This window comes from Marinobacter sp. H13, assembly GCF_059072335.1.
The window spans coordinates 1,432,552-1,452,281 of record NZ_JCACRU010000001.1 but is presented as its reverse complement, the minus strand read 5'-3'; the positions used below and the strand labels follow the sequence as shown (position 1 = coordinate 1,452,281).

At 58.9% G+C, this 19,730-nt stretch carries 18 protein-coding genes; 12 read left to right on the top strand and 6 right to left on the bottom strand.

Annotation, left to right across the window (positions count from 1 at the left end; all coding sequences use genetic code 11):
• Positions 1-185: 185 nt before the first annotated feature.
• The 3 genes from AC5JQH_RS06915 to AC5JQH_RS06905 all read left to right on the top strand — a co-directional run bounded on the left by AC5JQH_RS06915 (position 186) and on the right by AC5JQH_RS06905 (position 2,424).
• Positions 186-470 (top strand): hypothetical protein, encoded by a 285-nt coding sequence (locus tag AC5JQH_RS06915; protein ID WP_008171059.1) that lies wholly within the window; start codon positions 186-188, stop codon positions 468-470.
• 67 nt (positions 471-537) lie between these two features.
• Positions 538-1,914: a class II fumarate hydratase gene (locus AC5JQH_RS06910; protein ID WP_014578343.1), complete on the top strand. Its 1,377-nt coding sequence runs from the start codon at positions 538-540 to the stop codon at positions 1,912-1,914.
• 27 nt (positions 1,915-1,941) lie between these two features.
• Positions 1,942-2,424, top strand: coding sequence for a CDP-archaeol synthase (locus AC5JQH_RS06905; RefSeq protein WP_008171063.1), 483 nt, complete (start codon positions 1,942-1,944; stop codon positions 2,422-2,424).
• Here AC5JQH_RS06905 and AC5JQH_RS06900 read toward each other — a convergent pair.
• Positions 2,421-3,395 (bottom strand): metallophosphoesterase, encoded by a 975-nt coding sequence (locus AC5JQH_RS06900; RefSeq protein WP_008171065.1) that lies wholly within the window; start codon positions 3,393-3,395, stop codon positions 2,421-2,423. The genes AC5JQH_RS06905 and AC5JQH_RS06900 overlap by 4 nt on opposite strands.
• 165 nt (positions 3,396-3,560) lie before the next feature.
• Between AC5JQH_RS06900 and chrA the strand changes: the two genes are divergently transcribed.
• From chrA to msrB, 3 genes are all read left to right on the top strand, one after another.
• Complete coding sequence (chrA, locus tag AC5JQH_RS06895) at positions 3,561-4,742, top strand: chromate efflux transporter (RefSeq protein WP_053113086.1); 1,182 nt, start codon at positions 3,561-3,563, stop codon at positions 4,740-4,742.
• 112 nt (positions 4,743-4,854) lie between these two features.
• Complete coding sequence (msrA, locus tag AC5JQH_RS06890) at positions 4,855-5,508, top strand: peptide-methionine (S)-S-oxide reductase MsrA (RefSeq protein ID WP_008171069.1); 654 nt, start codon at positions 4,855-4,857, stop codon at positions 5,506-5,508.
• A gap of 11 nt (positions 5,509-5,519) precedes the next feature.
• Positions 5,520-5,945, top strand: coding sequence for a peptide-methionine (R)-S-oxide reductase MsrB (msrB, locus tag AC5JQH_RS06885; RefSeq protein WP_483111204.1), 426 nt, complete (start codon positions 5,520-5,522; stop codon positions 5,943-5,945).
• 33 nt (positions 5,946-5,978) lie between these two features.
• On the opposite strand, the gene sorU is transcribed toward msrB, so the two are convergent.
• Together sorU and sorT are read right to left on the bottom strand one after the other, a co-directional pair.
• Positions 5,979-6,299, bottom strand: a complete 321-nt coding sequence (gene sorU / locus AC5JQH_RS06880) for a SorU family sulfite dehydrogenase c-type cytochrome subunit (protein WP_008171072.1) — start codon at positions 6,297-6,299, stop codon at positions 5,979-5,981.
• 58 nt (positions 6,300-6,357) lie between these two features.
• The gene (gene sorT / locus AC5JQH_RS06875; RefSeq protein ID WP_219120738.1) at positions 6,358-7,584 is read right to left on the bottom strand and encodes a SorT family sulfite dehydrogenase catalytic subunit; all 1,227 of its coding nucleotides are present in this window, start codon (positions 7,582-7,584) and stop codon (positions 6,358-6,360) included.
• A 213-nt stretch (positions 7,585-7,797) separates the two neighbouring features.
• On the opposite strand from sorT, the gene AC5JQH_RS06870 reads away from it, so the two are divergent.
• The gene (locus tag AC5JQH_RS06870; protein ID WP_092030392.1) at positions 7,798-8,562 is read left to right on the top strand and encodes a lysophospholipid acyltransferase family protein; all 765 of its coding nucleotides are present in this window, start codon (positions 7,798-7,800) and stop codon (positions 8,560-8,562) included.
• Positions 8,563-8,587: 25 nt separating this feature from the next.
• Here AC5JQH_RS06870 and AC5JQH_RS06865 read toward each other — a convergent pair whose 3' ends face one another.
• Together AC5JQH_RS06865 and nhaD are read right to left on the bottom strand one after the other, a co-directional pair.
• A complete protein-coding gene (locus AC5JQH_RS06865) occupies positions 8,588-9,571 on the bottom strand; it encodes a calcium/sodium antiporter (RefSeq protein ID WP_175497335.1) in 984 nt (327 codons plus the stop codon).
• A gap of 9 nt (positions 9,572-9,580) precedes the next feature.
• The gene (nhaD, locus tag AC5JQH_RS06860; RefSeq protein WP_053113081.1) at positions 9,581-10,831 is read right to left on the bottom strand and encodes a sodium:proton antiporter NhaD; all 1,251 of its coding nucleotides are present in this window, start codon (positions 10,829-10,831) and stop codon (positions 9,581-9,583) included.
• 328 nt (positions 10,832-11,159) lie between these two features.
• On the opposite strand from nhaD, the gene mqo reads away from it, so the two are divergent.
• The 5 genes from mqo (at position 11,160) to AC5JQH_RS06835 (ending at position 18,740) form a co-directional block, all read left to right on the top strand.
• Positions 11,160-12,641, top strand: a complete 1,482-nt coding sequence (gene mqo, locus AC5JQH_RS06855) for a malate dehydrogenase (quinone) (RefSeq protein ID WP_008171082.1) — start codon at positions 11,160-11,162, stop codon at positions 12,639-12,641.
• 156 nt (positions 12,642-12,797) lie between these two features.
• Entirely contained in the window at positions 12,798-14,030 is a 1,233-nt protein-coding gene (locus AC5JQH_RS06850) for an ATP-grasp domain-containing protein (RefSeq protein WP_008171084.1), read from the top strand.
• Between the two features lie 55 nt (positions 14,031-14,085).
• The gene (locus tag AC5JQH_RS06845; protein WP_039881863.1) at positions 14,086-16,110 is read left to right on the top strand and encodes a hypothetical protein; all 2,025 of its coding nucleotides are present in this window, start codon (positions 14,086-14,088) and stop codon (positions 16,108-16,110) included.
• A 48-nt stretch (positions 16,111-16,158) separates the two neighbouring features.
• On the top strand, positions 16,159-17,829 hold the full coding sequence (locus AC5JQH_RS06840) for an acetolactate synthase large subunit (protein ID WP_008171088.1): 1,671 nt from the start codon (positions 16,159-16,161) through the stop codon (positions 17,827-17,829).
• 47 nt (positions 17,830-17,876) lie between these two features.
• Entirely contained in the window at positions 17,877-18,740 is an 864-nt protein-coding gene (locus tag AC5JQH_RS06835; protein ID WP_474546279.1) for a hypothetical protein, read from the top strand.
• On the opposite strand, the gene AC5JQH_RS06830 is transcribed toward AC5JQH_RS06835, so the two are convergent.
• Entirely contained in the window at positions 18,737-19,624 is an 888-nt protein-coding gene (locus AC5JQH_RS06830) for a chemotaxis protein (RefSeq protein WP_008171092.1), read from the bottom strand. The genes AC5JQH_RS06835 and AC5JQH_RS06830 overlap by 4 nt on opposite strands.
• Positions 19,625-19,730 lie beyond the last annotated feature (106 nt).

Below are 19,730 nucleotides of genomic sequence, written 5' to 3'. Positions count from 1 at the left end.
CTGTATCCTGTTAATGGGGTAGGGAAGAGATTAGCAACAACAGTGGCTTAGCGGTGTAGGAACTTCCTACAGCAGTGCCTTTGCCGGCAATGAAAACCTGGTTCTGTGACAGCCTTGGCACTATGGACTGTCCTGGCGTCAGGAGCGACTACACTTACCAGAGGCTCATCGAAAGGGAGATAACCATGACAGTTCCTGAGAATGGTCTGACGAATCACGAAGTCACCATCTGCCTGGCTGGCGGTGCCGTGCTGGGTCCGTTCAATGCGACCTGGAGCAAGGATTCCGGTGGGGATGTGCGTGAGCTGGTCCGCGAGTACGATGCGTTTCTGCAGGGTGAAAAGCAGCACCGTTACAAGTTTCACCTGCACGACACCTACACCAACACCGTTCATACCCTGATCCTCAATTTTGAACAGGTTACGGGCATCTGCGACCATGTCCGGCTCAGATCCCAGGGCGGCGGCTGAGCCATGGCCGGGCCCCTGGCGTACACGCCAAGAAGCCCACAGTGCAAATGCACGGACAGGAGGGAATATGAGCGAATTCAGAACGGAAACCGACAGCCTCGGGGACGTCCAGGTACCTGCTGATGCGCTCTGGGGCGCTCAAACCCAGCGGGCGGTGGAAAACTTCCCGGTCAGTGGCCAGCCAATGCCTCAGCCGTTTATTGCCGCCGTTGCCCAGATCAAGCGCGCAGCCGCCGAGGCCAATACCAGCCTGGGCCTGCTCGACAACGATCTGCGGGATGCGATCTCCCAGGCTTGCGAAGATCTGGTCAAGGGCGAATACGCAGATCAGTTTCCGGTAGACCGCTACCAGACCGGCTCCGGCACCAGCACCAATATGAATGTCAACGAGGTGATCGCCAGTATCGCCCGCAACGCAGGCTTCGAGGTGCACCCGAACGATCACGTGAACATGAGCCAGAGCTCCAACGACGTGATTCCAACGGCGATCCACGTGAGTGCCGTGATTGCAGCCAAGGAGAAGCTACTGCCGGCGCTGTCGCATCTTTGCGGTGTGATCTACGAGCAGGAAGCGGCATTTTCCAGCCAGGTAAAAACCGGCCGCACCCACCTGATGGATGCCATGCCGGTGACCCTCGGCCAGGAGTTGAAAACCTGGCGCGAACAGCTTCTGGCCGTGGAAAAGCGGGTAGAAGCCGCAGCTGATGAGCTGTTGGCCGTTCCCCAGGGCGGCACCGCGGTGGGTACCGGAATCAATGCGCTCCCGGAATTTCCGGGCCAGTTCGTCAAGTTCCTGCGGGCCAACACCGGCTATCCCTTTACGTCGCTCGATCACAAATTCACCGGCCAGAGCGCGGTGGATGCCCCGGTGGCCCTCTCCGCACAATTGCGCGGTGCAGCCATCGTGCTGACCAAGATCGCCAACGATCTACGCTGGATGAACAGCGGCCCTATTCACGGCCTGGCTGAAATCAGTCTTCCGGCATTGCAACCGGGCAGCAGTATCATGCCGGGCAAGGTCAATCCGGTCATCCCGGAGTCCGTGGCCATGGTTGGCGCCCAGGTGATGGGGCTGGACAGCGCCGTGGCCATTGCCGGTCAGTCCGGTAATTTCCAGCTCAACGTCATGCTCCCTCTGGTGGGCGGCAACCTGCTGGACATGACCGATTTGCTCGCCAATGCGGCCATCATGCTGGCGGACAAGGCGATCAAGGATTTCACGGTCAATGCCGACAACCTGAACGCAGGTGTGGGCAAGAATCCCGTACTGGTGACAGCGCTTAATCCCGAGATCGGCTACAGCCTGGCGGCAGACATCGCCAAGGAAGCGTATAAAACGGGCCGGCCAGTCATCGATGTGGCGGAGGAACGCAGCGGCCTGAGCCGGGAGCGGCTCGAGGAGTTGATGGATCCGCTCAAGCTGACCCGGGGCGGTATCGCCTGATCGGTCGTTTCAGAGGGGCGCAAACGCTTGCTGATCATCCTGGAGCTGTTTGTGATGCTGGTGCTGGCCAACGGCACGCCGGTGGTTGCGGCCGGGCTGCTGAAAAACCGCTGGTCGGCCCCGGTGGACGGCGGTCGACTGCTGTCCGATGGTCGCCCCGTATTTGGTGAAAGCAAAACCTGGCGGGGTGTTGTATCCGGTGCACTGGCTTGCGGGCTTTTTGCGCTGTTTACCGGGCTGGGATTCGTGTTCGGGCTTCTGTTCGGCCTGCTGGGGCTGGGAGGAGATCTTCTGAGCAGCTTCATGAAGCGTCGAATGGGTTTGGCATCAAGTGCCCGGGCTGTCGGGCTGGATCAGATCCCGGAAGCCCTCCTGCCCATGCTGCTGGCGATGTGGTGGCTGCCGGTGAGCCTGTGGGTAGTGTTGGTTGTCGTGGTGGTTTTTACCCTGTCCAACATCTATGGCTCACCGCTGCTCTACCGTCTCGGTATACGCCGGCAGCCCCACTAAACCGGGCCGCGAGTCAGGGTGTGAAGGGTTACTTCCGGCGGGCAGTTCAGGCGAACGTTTACCACGGACGTTCCGGAACCCGGTGAGGTGTAGCCCTGCATGCCATTCATCCGCCAGTAACCTCGACCGAGTGTGCGCGGGCAGTCAGAGTCGAGAGTCACCGGTATACCTCCGGGCAGGCAGATCTGGCCGCCGTGTGTGTGTCCGCAGAGAAAGACGTCGTAGCCGGCGTGGGCAGCCTCGCGCCAGATCTCCGGCGTATGGCTGAGGAGGATGCTGGTGCCTCCCGCAGGGATATTGTCCCCCGCCTGGTGCAGGTTGTGGACCTTGAAGAAGTGGGCGTCGTCCACACCCGCGAGGTACAGGGTCTGGCCTCCCCGTTCAATGGGCGCCATTTCGTTCATCAGCAGTTGGTAACCCATGTCTTCCAATGCCGGTACCATGCGAACGCTGTCGTGGTTACCCAGAACCGCATAGGGCTTGCTTTTTATACCGTCCCTCAGCCGCGCCATGCCGTCCAGGGCGCCCTCAATCGGGCCCCACGTGAGTTTCCGGTAGTCGCCGGTCAACACGCACAGATCGTAGTCTAACGGTTCGATCTGGCGCAGGACTGCCTGCAGGTTGGCTTCGTCCATGTCTACGTGCAGGTCGGTCAGATGCAGAATGCGAAAGCCCTCGAAGGCTTCCGGCAGGCCGGGAAGCTGGAAATGATTGTGCACGGTGTTCAGACGCCGGCTGTTGCTCTGGCCCCGGCCCCAAAGGCCAACCATGCGCAAACAGGTACGGATAAAGCCGGGCGCGGTGGCCCAGTTTTCCAGATGGAATGAGCTGTGATCCTGCCCGAATACCTTCGCTTCAGCTTCCCGTTCAATGCCGAGCCTCTGGCGGGCGTGAACAGGGCCGAGCCTCAGGCTCAGGCGGTATTCCAGGAGTTCATCCTGGTTCTCCGGTGTACGAGCCCTTGCCGTCATTTTTCTTCCCTTATATGCCGAGCCGGGCATGGCCGATGTGCTAAGTGGCAAACCCTGTCTGTCATTATGGATGGCCCTCGAAGGTATGCAACCAAAACGACACAATGTTCATGTTTGATGACACACTGGCGGTGAAACCGGCGGAGCAACAGACTCAGGAGATTTATGACGGAACCATCGAGTGATGACAGGCTGTCGTTCAGCCAGATTTTCCTGCTGTTCCTTCGGCTGGGGCTGACGTCGTTTGGTGGTCCGGCAGCGCATCTCGGATTCTTTCACGATGAATTTGTCAAACGTCGGCGGTGGCTCTCAGACAGTGCCTACGCAGAAGTTGTGGCCCTCTGCCAGTTGCTGCCGGGACCGGCTTCCAGCCAGGTCGGTCTAACCATCGGGTTCCTGCGCGGCCATTACCGCGGCGGACTCGCAGCGTGGCTGGGGTTCACCCTGCCATCGGCGGTGATCATGATTGGTCTTGCGTTGGGGTTGAACGCCTGGCCAGAGGCCAGCAGTGGCGGCTGGGTACAGGGTCTCAAGTTGTTTGTGGTGGCGGTGGTGGCCAAGGCGGTCTGGCAGATGGGAACAACCCTGTGCCCGGACCGTCCCCGAATCGCCATGGCGTTGCTGGTAGCGGTGAGCCTTCTGATGATGGGCGAAACCTGGATGCAGATACTGGCGTTGGTCATTGCCGGGGCTGTGGGTTCCTTTCTGGGGTTGGGGAGCGGAGAGGCATCTGAGCCGCTGCATGTGCCACTGCAATCCCGGAAACCTGCGCTTTTTGCGGGGGCCTTTTTGATTCTGTTGTTGGTTTCCTTTCTGCCTCAGGCCACCGGCAGTCTTGGCTGGATAGGCGCTGAAATGTACCGGGCCGGTGCCCTGGTGTTTGGCGGCGGACATGTAGTGCTGCCCTGGCTGCAGGAGGGCTTCGTGGCCTCCGGTGCCATGCCGGCGGACACTTTCCTGGCGGGGTATGGCGTTGCCCAGGCTATGCCGGGACCGCTGTTTTCCTTTTCAGGATTTCTGGGTGGTTCACAGGCCGGTGTTCTCGGTGGTGTGATTGCGGTACTGGCTGTGTTCCTCCCGGGAACCCTGCTTGTATTCGCCGGTCTTCCCCTATGGAGCTGGCTTCGGGAGCATCGTCGCGCCCGGTCAGCGCTGGCCGGCGTGAATGCAGGCGTGGTGGGGTTGTTGCTGGCGGCTCTCTACGATCCGGTCTGGGTCTCCGCCGTCCATGGTGCGCATGATCTGGCACTCGTGCTCGCCATTTGGGTCTGTCTCGCTGTCTGGCGGGTTCCGGTCTGGGTACTGGCGCCGCTGAGTGCGCTGGCTGGAGTGATCCTGCTGTCCTGATCAACGTACATATAATCCCTTCTTCCTGAGCCGGCACATGGGTTGGCAAATCGGCAGGTTTCCAGCCACAATCGAGCGGTTAAAGGCAGATAATTCGAACGCAGAGGTTACCATGACGACATCCTGCAGTATCCCGGGTCTCAACGTACCACGTAGTCGTTTTCCTGATCCTGAACAGGACCTGCCGGCGGCCGAGGGCGAACAGCGTGTCGTGCTGGCTGGCGGCTGTTTCTGGTGTGTGGAAGCCGTTTTCCTGGCCATCGATGGCGTAACCAGTGTTGAGTCCGGTTACGCTGGCGGTCACGCCAGCTCTGCCAATTATGAGGCCGTATGCTCAGGTACTACCGGCCACGCAGAAGTGGTGGATGTTCACTATGATCCCGCCAGGGTCAGTTTTGGCGAACTGCTGAAGGTGTTCTTCTCGGTTGCTCACGATCCCACCCAGTTGAACCGCCAGGGCAACGACCGGGGCACCCAGTACCGCTCGGCTGTGTTCTACGAGACTGCCGAACAGCGGCGGGTAGCCGAGGCCTACATCCACCAGCTCAATCAGGCCGAGGTGTACCCGGATCCGATAGTGACCACGCTGGAGCCGCTGGAGGCATTTTACCCGGCAGAAGAGTACCACCAGAATTTTGCTGCCCGGAATCCCTACCAGCCATACATCATGGCCGTGGCCGCCCCGAAAATGGAAAAGCTTGTAGACAGCTATCCTGATCGCCTGAAGCCGGAATTTACAGACAACGACGCAGGCAGCACCGCCTGAGGAGGCAGACTATGGGAGTTTCCGCTGCAGGTTATGACCTGACACCACTAAACGAAGCACAGGTTGAGGAGAAAGCTGCGGATCTGACATCGGAAGAGCGGCGCGTGCTGCTCGACCATGGCACCGAGCATCCGTTTTGCGGAACCTTGCTGGATAACAAAAAAGCCGGTGTTTACCACTGCCGGCTTTGCGACCTGCCTTTGTTCAGCTCGGACTCGAAGTTTGACTCGGGAACCGGCTGGCCGAGTTTCTTCCAGCCCTTTGATCCGGAGCATATCCGCTACATTGAGGACACGAGTCTTGGCATGACTCGCATCGAAATCCGCTGTCCCCGTTGCGACAGCCATCTCGGCCATGTCTTTCCTGACGGCCCGCCGCCAACCGGGCAGCGATACTGCCTGAACTCGGTTGCCATGGTGTTTCAGGAAAACGCCTGAGACGAAAAAAAGGGGGCCGCAGGGCCCCCGATTCTATTTATTGCCGCCTGTCACAGTCGCCACGTAGTGGGCCACCGCATTTATCTGTTCCTCAGACAGCGACTCGTTGAACGCCGGCATGACACCCACCCCGCTGGTTACGGCATTGACCACCTGTTCCATCGTGGGTTTGAGTTCATCGAGATCCGGGCCGATGGCACCAGCCGAACCGGCGTCCGCCAGGGTATGGCATATGGTGCAGGAGGGTTGTGCCTCCTGAGTGAATACCTGTTTCCCCTTGTCAAAGTCGCTGGCGATCGTCAGGGGCGACAGTCCCATCAGAGCTATGGCGCCCAGTACTGCAGTTTTTCTCATATCATTGCTTTCCGGATAGGTCGGAGCCGCCTTACTCCCGGGTCGGCTCCGCCAATGATCAACTGATGGCAACCGTGACTCCGTGGTCGCTCCAGCCATTGTGACCGTAGCCACGTTCGTTCTCGGTCCGACCCTCAGGCTGGGTGTTGCCCTGCACGTCGGTCGCCCGGCTGACAATCCGGTGCTCTCCGGCCGCGAGATCCGCTGCCAGGACAAACGGCCTCCAGGCATAGGGGCCAAGGTCCGGTCCCAGGAAACGAGCCTGTTTCCAGGTTTTACCACCATCCACTGAAACGTCGACTTTTTCGAGCGGAACAGTGCCACCGAAAGCGACGCCATAGATCATATTGCGACCGTTCTGACCGCTTTCCAGAGGCGATGTTACCCAGGATTTGACGTTCATTTCCCACATGGAAGGCTGATCCGGGGCGCCTTTCACGCCGACATCACGAACCCGGTAGCCTGAAGCCTGGATCTTGGCGTCCGTCTGGTTTTCGGTGAAGGCAACGTTCTTGACGTACTTCACGTTGTTCACGCCGTAGTAACCCGGCACAACCATTCTTAGAGGGCCACCGTGCGTGTGGGTCAGAGGCTCGTCATTCATTTCCCAGGCCAGCAATGCGGTTTCCATGGCACGGGTGGGAACGGAACGTTCCACGATAATCGTTTTCGGGTCCAGGCCGTCGGGAAGTGTCTCGCCGCCGGTGCTGGTGATGTACCGTGTACCGTCAACAGGGCCGCCAAGAGCCTCCACAACATCTTTCAGCGGTACACCGGTCCACATGATGCAGCCCGCAGCGCCAACAGACCATTGGGTACCACTCGCGCCATGGGGGAAGAAGGCGCGACCGTTACCGGAACACTGTAATACGGAGGCAACGGTGGTAACCCCCATCTGTTTCAGGTCGCCGACCGTCAGGGTTCGGGGATTTTTCACGCCCTCGATCCGCACCTCCCAGACATCGGGGTTATCGGTTACCGAGGCTGGTGGCGCGGGCAGGTTATTACGAACGAACAAGCGGTCACTTGAGGTAATAACGCCATTGCCGATGGCCCCCCGTTGGGTTTCCATCGTGTTTGCGCTGTGAACAATCAGGGCGTTGCGTTCTTTCCAGGCGGCGTAATCCGGGAGTGATTTTGGTTCATCGGCTTTGGCAAGGGGCGTAAATCCCAGCACGCTTACCGCGGCCATGGCGCCGGCACTGCCAAGTAGCAGGGTGCGGCGGGAGGGGTTCTGAAGGCCCGGGTCATTCGGGCCGCGCATCAGCGCTGATTCCTGCTTCATTATCCGTCTCCTTCTTAGGGTTGTCGTCGGACGGTGGGACTGCTTTTTCAATTCTTCGCGGTTATATCCTTATATCTTATAGGTAATGGTTAAAAATTAATCAATACTTTTGTGTGTTATTCAACGGGTTTTTCAGTCGCTATAATTCGCCCCCTATTGAACGCGCAGCAACGAGGCCGCGAACGAACCCGGGAAACAGAGAAGGGTGCTGAGATGATTCGATTGAAGATGAATCCGCTAACGGAGTCAGCAACGCTTCTTCGGCGGGCGGGTGTGGTTCTGGGCAGTGTCGGATTGACAGCACTCTTTTCCCTATTGGTTTTGCTGAGGGCGCTGTTCGGGAGGTTGAACCGGCCCATCGTCGACAAATACTGCCGCGAGTGGTCGGCCTCGCTGTTACGACTGGTTCGTGCCAGCCTCACCGTACGCGGGCAAGTGCCTGATTTCGGCGACGGGCGCCGGTACATCATCATGTGCACTCATGCCAGCCACTATGATATTCCGGTTACCTTCGTATCGTTGCCGGGATCGATCCGTATGCTGGCAAAAAAGGAGCTGTTCAGTATCCCGCTGCTGGGGCAGGCGATGCGTGCAGCGGAATTCCCCTCAGTAGACCGCTCCAATCGGCAACGTGCAGTCAGGGATCTGGAGAAGGCCCGGGCGATGATGGAAAGCGGAATCGTGCTCTGGGCCGCGCCCGAGGGAACCCGCTCGCCGGACGGAAAGCTTCTGCCTTTCAAGAAAGGCTGTTTTCACCTGGCGCTGGATACTGAGGCGGTGATCGTGCCGGTGGCCGTGCGGGGTATCCACCGTGTTTTACCGGCCCGCACCTGGCAGATCAACCTCGGGCAGCCGGTGGATGTGAGGGTAGGAGAACCGCTGGATACGGCCGGTAAGACCAAAGCCGACCTGGACGAAGTCATGACCGAGGTGCGCGCAAGGCTGACGGAGCTGTTGGGAGACGGTGAAGCCGGTTAGCGCTGGCCTCACATCGGCACGCAGATCAGGCCGTACCGGCAGCCACCACCGTGGAGAGCAGATAGCCGGTATAGGCCACGTACACCAGCACCAGGATGCCACCATCCACACGGCTCACCAGTTTTCGCCATCCGGTAAGCCCGTAACCCATCAGGAACAGACCCACCGTGAGCGCCAGCATCAGCGTCCAGTCACGGTAGAGCACTTCCGGGTCCACCGCGAGGGGTTCGATAACAGCCGCGAGACCCACCACGGCGAGGGTGTTGAAAATGCCCGACCCCAGAATATTGCCCAGGATCAGGTCGTGTTCGTTCTTTTTGACCGCGGCCAGAGCCGAGGCGAGTTCGGGCAGGGAAGTGCCGATGGCAACGATGGTGAGACCGATCACCAGATCGCTGACTCCAAGGCTCTGGGCAATCGTCACGGCACCCCAGACCAGCATCCGGGAGCTGACGATCAGCAGTACCAGGCCAATTACCAGCCAGATCACGGCGGTTTTCAGGGGCATGGGATGCGCAATGATCTCGGCGTCGGCATCACCGGCCAGGGGGTCTGCCTTGCCTTTCAGGCCCTGGAAGATTGACCAGCCCATAACCACTGCAAATACCGCCAGCAACACCCAGCCATCCATACGTGAAAGTTGCCCGTCGAGCAGCTGGGCGCCGGCAATGAGGGTGAGCACGATCAGCAGCGGCAGTTCTTTACGGATTACCTGGGAGTGCACCGCGATGGGCGCGATGATGGCTGTCAGGCCGACAATGAGCGCAATGTTGGTAATGTTGGAGCCATAGCCGTTACCCAGTGCCAGCCCGGGATTGCCATCGGAGGCTGCCATGGCAGACACGGCCAGTTCCGGTGCCGAGGTACCGAAACCGATAATCACCATGCCGATCAGCAGGGTGGGCATGCCGAGATGTTTGGCGGTCGCCGCGGCGCCCTCCACAAATTTATCGGCACTCCAGACCAGGAGGACCAGGCCGGCGATGATTGCGCCAAATGCCATTAGCATAGATAGACCTCAGTTGATGAAACGCCCGAGCATGTAGACACCGGCGTAGCCCAGGGTATAGGCCGCCAGAAGGTGTGCAAGATACCGCATATAGGCGGCAAAGGTCAGCCCCGGAATCTTGCTCATTGCCACTATACCGGCGGCTGAGCCAATCACCAGGAGCGATCCACCCACACCCACGGCATAGGTCAGGCCCATCCACTCGCCGGGGCTCATGTCGATGCCGGCCTTCAGCAGGGCCGCCGTCAGAGGCACGTTATCGATAACGGCCGAGAAGATGCCCATCAGGTAATTGGCGTACAGCGGCGGCAGGATGTCGTAAATCGCCACCAGCGAATCCAGCGCATGGATCTCCTTGAGCATGCCCACCAGCAGGAGGATGCCGAGAAAGAACAGGAGCGTTTCAAACTCGATGATGCGGATGTACTCGAGAATCGGGTCCAGATCGGAGTCGTCACTCATGAATCGAGACACCAGGAACATGATGGACAGGCCGAACAGAAAGGTCAGTACCGGTGGAATCCCGAACAGGGCATTACCGGCAATGGTGCTCAGGATTGTTAACAAAAACAGCCCGCTGATGATCGCGTCCACCCGTCGCACCGGGGTGGTGTTGGAGCGCAGTGTCACGGTTCCTGTGAGCCCTCGCGACAGGAAAACCGCAAGGATGAAAACGGTGATCGAGGCCGGAATGGCCAGGGTCAGAAGGGTCAGTATTTCAACCTTTTCCGCCAGGAAAATCATCAACGTAGTGACGTCGCCGGTGATCAGAGAAACGCCTCCCGAGTTGACCGCAAACACAACCAGCGTGACGAACTGGATACGTTTTTTCAGCTCCAGATCCAGAGACAGAATCAGCGAACATGAGACTAAAGTGGCGGTGATATTGTCTGCTAAAGAGGAGAAAATGAAACAAAAAAGACCGGTCAGGAATAGTAGCCGTCGCTCGCTTACCTGCTTCGGCATGATCAGGTAAATCACGTTTTCGATCATACCCTTCTTGTTCAGGTAGGCGACAAACGTCATGGCTGCGACCAGAAACAGCCACAGCCCGGCGATTTCGGCGATGCTCTCGGACAGACCATCGGAAATGGCAGACGTTTCACCAGCGTTATCACTGAACAGGAACAGCAGCATCCAGCTCATGGTGCCAAAGAACAGCGTTACCTTGGCCTTGTTGATGTGGATGACCTCTTCAAATATGACGCCAAGCAGTGCCAGAACCGCGAGCATAATCAGAAACGCATCAAGGGCAGACATTGGGGAAATCCCGTCCTGGTTTGTCAAAGTGGAGGCCTGAGCCGGCCAGACAGATCACGTGGGCGGATTGGATTTTAGACCTTTGACCCGTAGCAAACCACTGTTCGTAAGTGCACGTATCTGCCCCTGAAGCAACTAGATGCCGAAGAAAGACGCAACGATTGACAATCGCAATTTATTATCCCGGCAAAAATCGGGATAATTGCGCGCACATTCAGACCGGAAGCAGACGGCGGCGCCGTTTACCTCGCGCCCGGCCGGCTTCCGACAGGCTCTCTTGCTGATCGTGAGAGGGCAAAAGGCTCAACACTAGCTAGGGTGAAAACCAATGGCCGTTAGACAGGCAGACGTAGTGCTGGTCGGCGGTGGCGTCATGAGCGCCACTCTCGGCATGATGCTCAGGCAGCTTGATCCGTCCCTGGACATCGTCATGGTGGAGCGTCTCGACCACGTTGCCCATGAGAGCACAGACGGATGGAACAACGCAGGTACCGGGCATGCCGGATACTGTGAGCTTAACTACACTCCCGAGACCGGTGATGGCGATGTCACCATCGATCGGGCCCTGCAGATCAACGCCCAGTTCGAGGTGTCACTGCAGCTGTGGTCCTACCTTGTGGAGCAGGGCATCCTGCCCGAACCCTCCAGCTTTATTAATCGCACACCGCATCAGAGCTTTGTCTGGGGCGAGAAGGATGTGGCCTTCCTCAAGCGCCGTTATGAACGCCTGAGTGCCCATCACCTGTTCCGCGACATGGAATACACCGAGTCTCCGAAGGATCTCGAGGAATGGATGCCGCTGATCGTCAATAACCGGGACCCCATGCAGCGGGTTGCCGCGACCCGGATCAAGCACGGTTCCGATGTGGATTTCGGCTCGCTTACCCGCAGCATGGTGAGCTGGCTGGAAACCCAGCCGAATTTCGAGCTGATGCTCAGCTCACCGGTGCACTACATCGACCAGCGGGACAACGGCCGATGGAAGATCCGCGTCAAGAACCAGAAGACCGGCGAGCTGACCAAGCTCGAGACCGGCTTCGTATTCCTCGGCGCCGGCGGTGGCGCGTTGCCGCTGCTGCAGAAATCCGGTATCGACGAAGCCCGTGGCTACGGTGGCTTCCCGGTGAGCGGTCAGTGGCTGGTGTGTGGCAAGCCCGACATCGTCAAGCAGCATAACTCCAAGGTATACGGCAAGGCGCCGATCGGGGCACCGCCCATGTCGGTACCGCACCTCGATACCCGCATCATTAATGGCGAGCCGGCCCTTCTGTTTGGCCCCTTCGCCGGTTTCACCACCCGCTTCCTGAAACAGGGCTCGATCTTTGATCTGATTGGTTCGGTGAAGCCCACCAACCTGAAGCCCATGCTCTCGGTGAGCAAGAGCAACATGGACCTGACACGCTATCTCATCGGTGAAGTGTTCCAGTCCCACGGTGACCGGGTGGCATCGCTGCGCAACTTCTTCCCGGACGCCATGGAAGAGGATTGGCAACTGCGCATGGCCGGCCAGCGCGTTCAGATCATCAAGCAGGTCGATGGTGGCGGTGGCAAGCTTGAGTTCGGCACCGAAATTGTGGCGGCAAAAGATGGAACGCTGGCGGCGCTGCTGGGTGCTTCGCCCGGAGCCTCCACCGCAGCCAATGCCATGATCAACGTGATCGAGCGCTGTTTCCCGGAGAAGATCAAGACGCCGGAGTGGCAGGAACGGATGAAAGAGCTTGTTCCGTCCTATGGCCAGTCCCTGGTAGAGGACGAAGCACTGCTTACCAAAGTTCGCGAGAGGACCCTGTCGACCCTGAAACTGGGCTGATATTCCCAATCGATCTAAGAAAGCCTAAGGCACTGCGATTGCTGGATTCACTCCCGGCTGTCGTAGTGCTTTTTGCGTTTCAAATGGGGGCGAAATTTGCGATTTCACAGCTAATGCGTAGGGTTATAAGTCAACCCTTATGAACGGAGAGAGCCTGTGAGTGAGCAAAAGTACAATCCTGAGAAAGGGTATATTGCATTACTGGGCTGGAGCCTGAATGCGGTTGAAGCGGCCGACAAATTCGATCGTCGGTATGTTGTTGTGGCACCGGACTGGGCCGAAGCCTATTGCGAAGAGCATGACATTCCCTACGTGCCCTGGAATTTTGAGCGCCTGAATGACCGTTCGGTAGAAATTGCGCAGACCCTCAAGGAGATGGGCGTAGACGTTGCCATCCCGTTGTTTGAGGAGACTGTGGAGTGGGCAGGTGCCATTAACTCAGTGTTGATGGACAAGCCTCGTTTGTTCGGTCAGGCCATGCTGCTGCGTGACAAGGCCCTGATGAAACGCCGTGCCCAGCTCGGTGGTATCCGGGTGGGTATCTTCGAGGAAGCGCACGACAAGGGTGATGTTATCCGGTTCCTCAAGCGGGTTAACCAGACTCTGCTGAAACTGGATGGTGACCCCAACGATCCGATTCACCTCAAGGCCTTTGATAAGGCCGGCTGCCTTGGCCACCGGGTGATCCGTACGCCTGATGAAGTCGATACCATCCCGGAAGAAGAATTCCCGGTTTTGATGGAGTCGCACCTGGATGGCTGGGAGTTTGCGGTCGAGGCCTGGATTCACAACGGCAAGATCGCCTTCCTGAACATTTCCGAGTACGTGACGCTGGGCTATTCGGTATTTGTGCCCGCAACACCGGACCTGGAGAAGTATCGCGACCAGATTCGCGGCGAAATCGAGAAGCTGATCAAGACCTTCGATATCGAATTCGGGTTTATCCACCCGGAGTACTTCGTGACCAGCGACCGGACCATGTACTTTGGCGAGGTGGCCTATCGTCCACCGGGCTTCAAGGTATTCGAGCTGCTTGAGCGTGCCTATGGTTTCAACGCGTATCAGGGCATGATCCTGGCCTTTGACCCGAAGACCACGGAAGAGGAAATCAAGGCCTTCTTCCCGAAGGAAGTGGTGGATGCGAAGGGTTACGCCGGTTGTTTCGGTGTGTATCCGCGCCGCCGGGTTGTCAGCAAGCTGGAAATCCCGGAGGAGACCGAAAATCACGAGTATTTCGAGTCTCACGAGCTGACTGCGCCGCTTGAAGAAACGGTCACCAAGCGTACCGCTTTCGGTACCCACTGGGGGCTGGTGTATTTCTTCGGTGAAGACCCCTATGTCATGCGGGACCTCCTGAAACATCAGGAAGACCTCGATTTCTATGTATAATCAGGAGAAGCATTAACAACAACCGGGTTTGGTGCCAGGCCCTGAGGATTATCGTTTGAACGATCACCAATCGGGCAGCGCAGCGCCAGCTGTAAACATTGACAAGCTGGCTCAACGCCTGGATGACGCCATTCAGGCTTTGGAAGAAAGCCGGTCTTTTACCAAGGCCGGCAAACTGCCGCGTGTGCTGGATATTGCCCGCCGGGTCCTGCTGCAGCCGGATGGCTGCCGGATCATCGAGGAGCGCGCTGAGCGCCTTGAGCTGGCGGGCGTCTTTGCCGGCACCGACTGGGCCGAACCCGGTATTCTCCTTCCCACGCTGACAACCTATTCGCTGCAGAGCCAGAATGCCGATACCGTCGTCATTGAGGCCTTCAGCGAATTGCGGCTGCTTGCCGTCGCCCGGGGCAGCTATCTGCACCCTTCGGTGTCGGCTGAACAGGCCCACCACTATCTGACCCAGGTTCTTGCCATCAACCTCGGCCTGCTGTTTGGCATGACCGGCGAGGCTGAGCGGGAGCAGGGCAAGCTCGCGCTGATCAGCCAGAACCTTGTGCAGTACGTGGCCCACCACATCGGCTACGAACATGTCATTGATAGTCTGATCGAGGAGATCTGGCGCATCCTTGAACAGCGACCGATCCAGGTATCGGACGTACGCAAGATGATTACCCAGATTGCCCTTTGCCGGGCCGATCCGCAGGCCGATCTGGGCAGTGCCGGGCGCGGTGCCGACCGGTTGATCTCCAGCCTCTATGGGCCCACCCGGGCCTGCAGTGAAGACCCCGGAACCGTGGTCTACGAGCAGCGGCTGGAAACCATGGACGCCCAGGCCCTGCAGAACGAAGCCACCGGGTTTGCGCGTTCCATGCACGATACCGGCCTGGTCTCGCCTTACCATGCCTCGTTCATACGTTTCATCCTGTTGGACCAGGACACCTTGCTGAGCGAGGCGCTGGGGCTGTCCAGTACCGGCCGGGATTGCCTGATGTGCTATCGGGAGCTGGTCCACACCCTGATTAAAGAAGGTATCTATCCGGAAACGGCACAGGGCATCTACGGCCTGGCGCTACTGCTGGAGCGGGGTATTCTTTATCAACCTCCTGTTGCGCCGGGTCTGTGGCGCCAGGCACGGCTCTCTCTGTGCCCCCATGCGCGGGAGCGACTTGAACTGGCCTATGGCTACCAACCGCAACCCAATGCCTGGTTGATTCAGGGCGTATTGAATATGTTGGGCCAGCCTTTGGGCGTGGGGCAGGGCAACAATCCTACCTGCCAGTCGGCCCGTGCTCTTTCGATGTGGGCCTATAACGATCCGGATTATCTCTTGCAGATGGTGGCCTGGGCTGCCCGAGACAATGAAATCGTCATTCACTTTGAAGGCCAGCCGGTGTCGTCGGCCCGCAGTGTCGGCGGTGTCGCGTCCGAGGTTACCCTCGATCTGGATCCTGTCTCCCTGGTTGTAGTGCCGCATCTGGACCGCATTTATGTGGAGATGGGCCGGTTGTGCGTCGGCCGCCAGGGCGATCCCCACAAATGGGTGAACCCGGAGTTCCACGGCTGGTCTGCCGGGCGCGGATTTGCCATCAACGTGGATGTGGCCACCGGCAAGCTGCATGATCTGGAAGGCTTTATCCGGCATTTCTATGCCAGCTATCACCCCTACTACAACGGCAATCAGCCGCTGATCCACCCGCAGCCCGCGGGTATTGCAGTGACCGACAGTGCCGCCCGGTTTATCGGCTGGCACGCCATTACCATTCTCCGGGCCGCGCTCGATCCGGAAGGCGAGATGCGGATTTATTTCTTCAATCCCAATAACGACAGCGGCCAGAACTGGGGCGATGGAGTCAAAGTCAGTACCTCTGGCAACGGAGAGCGTTTTGGCGAGTCGTCGCTGCCTTTCGAACAGTTCACATCGCGACTGTACATCTTCCATTACGATCCCCTGGAGCGGGGGGAGCCTGCGGAAGTGAACGAGGATGCCCTTCGGCGCGTAACAGAGGGTGTGTATCGCAGTTGGGGTCTGGATCGCGTGCCGGCGGATGCTTTGCAGGCGGAGCCGCCCATAACCGATTGATCCCGGAACCTGCCGATCACCCGGAATCCACAGATCAAGAGGAAGGCCATGGCCAACGAACAGACCCCGGCCCGTAATGGGGCCGAGTTGTTTATCCGGGCGCTGGAAAACGAAGGCGTTGAATACATTTTCGCGGTGCCCGGTGAGGAGAATCTAGCCTTCCTTGAGGCTTTGAGGACCTCCAGTATTCAGCTGGTCCTCAACCGCCATGAACAGGCTGCCGGGTTCATGGCCGCCACCTACGGCCGCCTGACGGGGCGCGTGGGAGTCTGCCTTTCCACGCTCGGGCCCGGCGCCACCAACTTCGTGACTGCCGCCGCCTACGCCCAGCTGGGCGGTATGCCCATGATGATGATCTCGGGCCAGAAACCCATCAAGTCCTCCAAGCAGGGGCTATTCCAGATTCTGGATGTGGTGGACCTGATGCGTCCGCTCACCAAGTACACCCGGCAAATCAGCAATGCCAACACCATTCCTGCCAAGGTTCGGGAAGCTTTCCGCCTGGCCTCTGAAGAGCGTCCGGGTGCCGTGCATCTGGAGCTGCCGGAGGACATCGCCGATGAGGCGCCCGAATCCGATACCCATATCTTCAAACCCAGTGACGCCCGGCGGCCCTCGGCCAGCCCGAAAAGCCTGGAGATGGCGTGCGAAATGCTGCGCGAGGCCCGGCATCCGCTGATCATGATCGGTGCCGGCGCCAACCGGAAACGGGTTTCCCAGGCGTTGCTGCATCTCGTGAATGTCACCGGCATCCCGTTCTTCACCACCCAGATGGGCAAGGGCGTGGTGGATGAGCGACATCCGCGCTACCTGGGCAACGCTGCCCTGTCGGCCGGGGACTTCGTTCACTGTGCAATCGACCGCGCCGACCTGGTGATCAACGTGGGCCATGATGTGGTGGAAAAGCCACCTTTCTTCATGACCCCCGGCGGCAAGAAGGTCATTCATGTGAACTTCAGTGCGGCCGACGTGGACCCGGTGTACTTCCCCCAGCACGAGGTTGTCGGGGATATCGCCAACAGCGTGGAATACATGGCCGAGAACTGTGGCCAGTGCGCCAACCATGATTTCACCCGCCTGATGGAGGTGAAGGAGGCGGTGGATGCGCACCTGCAGGAACGAGCTGAAGACGATCGTTTCCCGGTGATCCCCCAACGCATTGTTCATGATGTGCGCCAGGTAATGCCCGATGACGGCATCATCACGCTCGACAACGGCATGTACAAACTCTGGTTTGCCCGCAATTACCGCGCCTACGACAACAATACGGTACTGCTCGACAACGCCCTGGCCTCCATGGGCGCCGGCTTGCCCAGCGGCATGATGGCCTCCATGCTGTATCCGGATCTGAAAGTGATGGCGATCTGTGGCGATGGTGGCTTCATGATGAACAGCCAGGAGCTGGAAACGGCGGTTCGACTGAACCTGAATCTGGTGGTCCTGATTATCAATGACAGTGCCTACGGCATGATCAAGTGGAAGCAGGGCCAGGAAGGCTACAGCGATTTCGGCCTGGATTATCGCAACCCGGATTTTGTCACCTATGCCCAATCCTATGGCGCCAAGGGTCACCGCGTGACCCGCACAGAGGACCTTCGGCCAACCCTGGAAGGTGCCCTGGCTGAAGGCGGTGTTCATGTGGTGGACGTGCCCGTGGATTACAGTGAAAACCGACGGGTGTTTGATGAGGAGCTGGCGGAACTGACCTGCAAACTCTGAGGGGTGTATTATGCGTCCATGGATGATGAACCCGAGGTAGCACTGCAATGATCCGTTCCTTTTTTCGCGGCCTGGTGGCCATCGCGACACTGACGTTGCTCGCCGGTTGCAGCAACCCCGAGACACCCCAGGAAGTGGCGGCGGCCTTCTGGCAGGCCATGGCCGAGAACGACGCCGGTGATGTGATGGAATACTCCACCCTGGCAGAAGCCACCGCGTTCGACGGTTACAAGCGTAGCTGGACCGACGCTGTGCCATCCTTCGGCCGGGTCGTCATTGAACATCGCGAAGCCACTATCGTAACCCGCCTGCCGGCCGAAGCCGGAACCGAAGGTGAGCGGCTGGAGCTGGTCACCTATCTCGTGCGGTTCCAGGATCAGTGGCTGGTGGATTACGACCGCACTGGAGAGGCCATCCTTAACCCTTCCCCGTTCAGCAGCATCATGGGCGAGCTCAGCCGGCTCGGTGACGAGCTCAGCGCCCGTTTCTCATCGTCTTCGGATGACTTTGAGCAGCAGATGGAGCAGCTGGCGCGGGATCTGGAAGCCTACTCCGAGGAAATCGGCCGCGAGGCAGAGGGCGCCATGGAGGCGTTCGGCAAGAAGTTGCAGGAAGCCATGCGGGAGCTTGAGCGCTCGGTGGAAGACGCCCTGAAAGACAGTGAGCCGACACCGGAAGAGGACCGGGTGATTCTGGAGCAGGCTGCCCGGGATCTGGATCGCCAGGCCGATGAGCTGAACGAGCCCACCATGGAATCGATCGCCAGTGCCAGCCGCACCGTGGCCGAAACCGGCGAACGCTTCACGCGCCTGAGTGAGGAAACGCTGAATCGTTACCGGGAGGAGTGGCAGCAGAGGCTGGCTGAGATGCGCGCTGACGCGGACGAATTTATCGAGCAGCTCAGACTTTAGCGGGCTTGCTCGGCGCCTCGCAGCATGGCCTGAAGCAACTCCTCGGCATCGAATTTCGTCAGCGCTTCGTTGGCGCCCACCTGATTGGCATAGCTTAGGCTCATCTCACTGTTCAGTGACGTATGCAGGATGATGTAAGGCTGCTTCAGCGCTGAATTGTCCCGCACATTGAACGCCAGTTCGTACCCATCGAGCCCCGGCATCTCGATATCGCTGACCAGAATGTCCGTGGGCCGGCCCAGTTCATGGTCGCGCAGCAGAATCTGCAGCGCGTCATCACCATTCGACGTCACCTGGTAGGGGATGTCCTTGCTGTCCAGCACGTCCGAGAGTTGCTTACGGGCCACCTGGGAATCGTCGACCATCAGAATGTTCAGGGACTTGAGCGTCTCACTCTGCACATCCGTGAGAACCACCTCCTGGGTGTCCAGGGATTCCGGGTACACCTTCGCCAACAGCAATTCCACATCCAGCAGCTGGATGATATCGCCCTCCACGTCCAGCAGCCCTGTGATAAACGCCTTGCTGCCCAGGGCTTTGGGTGGCGGCATCACCGATTTCCAGTCAGTCTCGATGATCTGTTGCACGCTGCGCACCAGAAAACCGATCTCCTGGCGCTGGATATCCGTGACAATAATCGAGGCTTTTTCCCGTTCTTCCTGCGTCAGCGGCGGATAGCCGACCGCGGCAGCCATATCGATCACCGGAACGGCGGAACCCCGGAAGGTGGCCGTGCCGATGACGGCGTGATGGCTGTGGGGCAGTTTCGTCAGCCGCATGAAAGGCAGGATTTCCCGGATCTTCAGGGTTCCGATCCCGAACAGACGCTCGCCGGAAAGCCGGAACAGCAGAAGTTTCTGGGTCTGCTTCGCTTTGCTGGACATACAACCGGGTCCTTTCAAACGCAAAAGCCCCTGCCGCAGGAGCTTTTCAAGAATTGGATTCAGCAGGCTGTCTGGCGGGCGGACGCTGCCAAGCCAATAAGCCTGA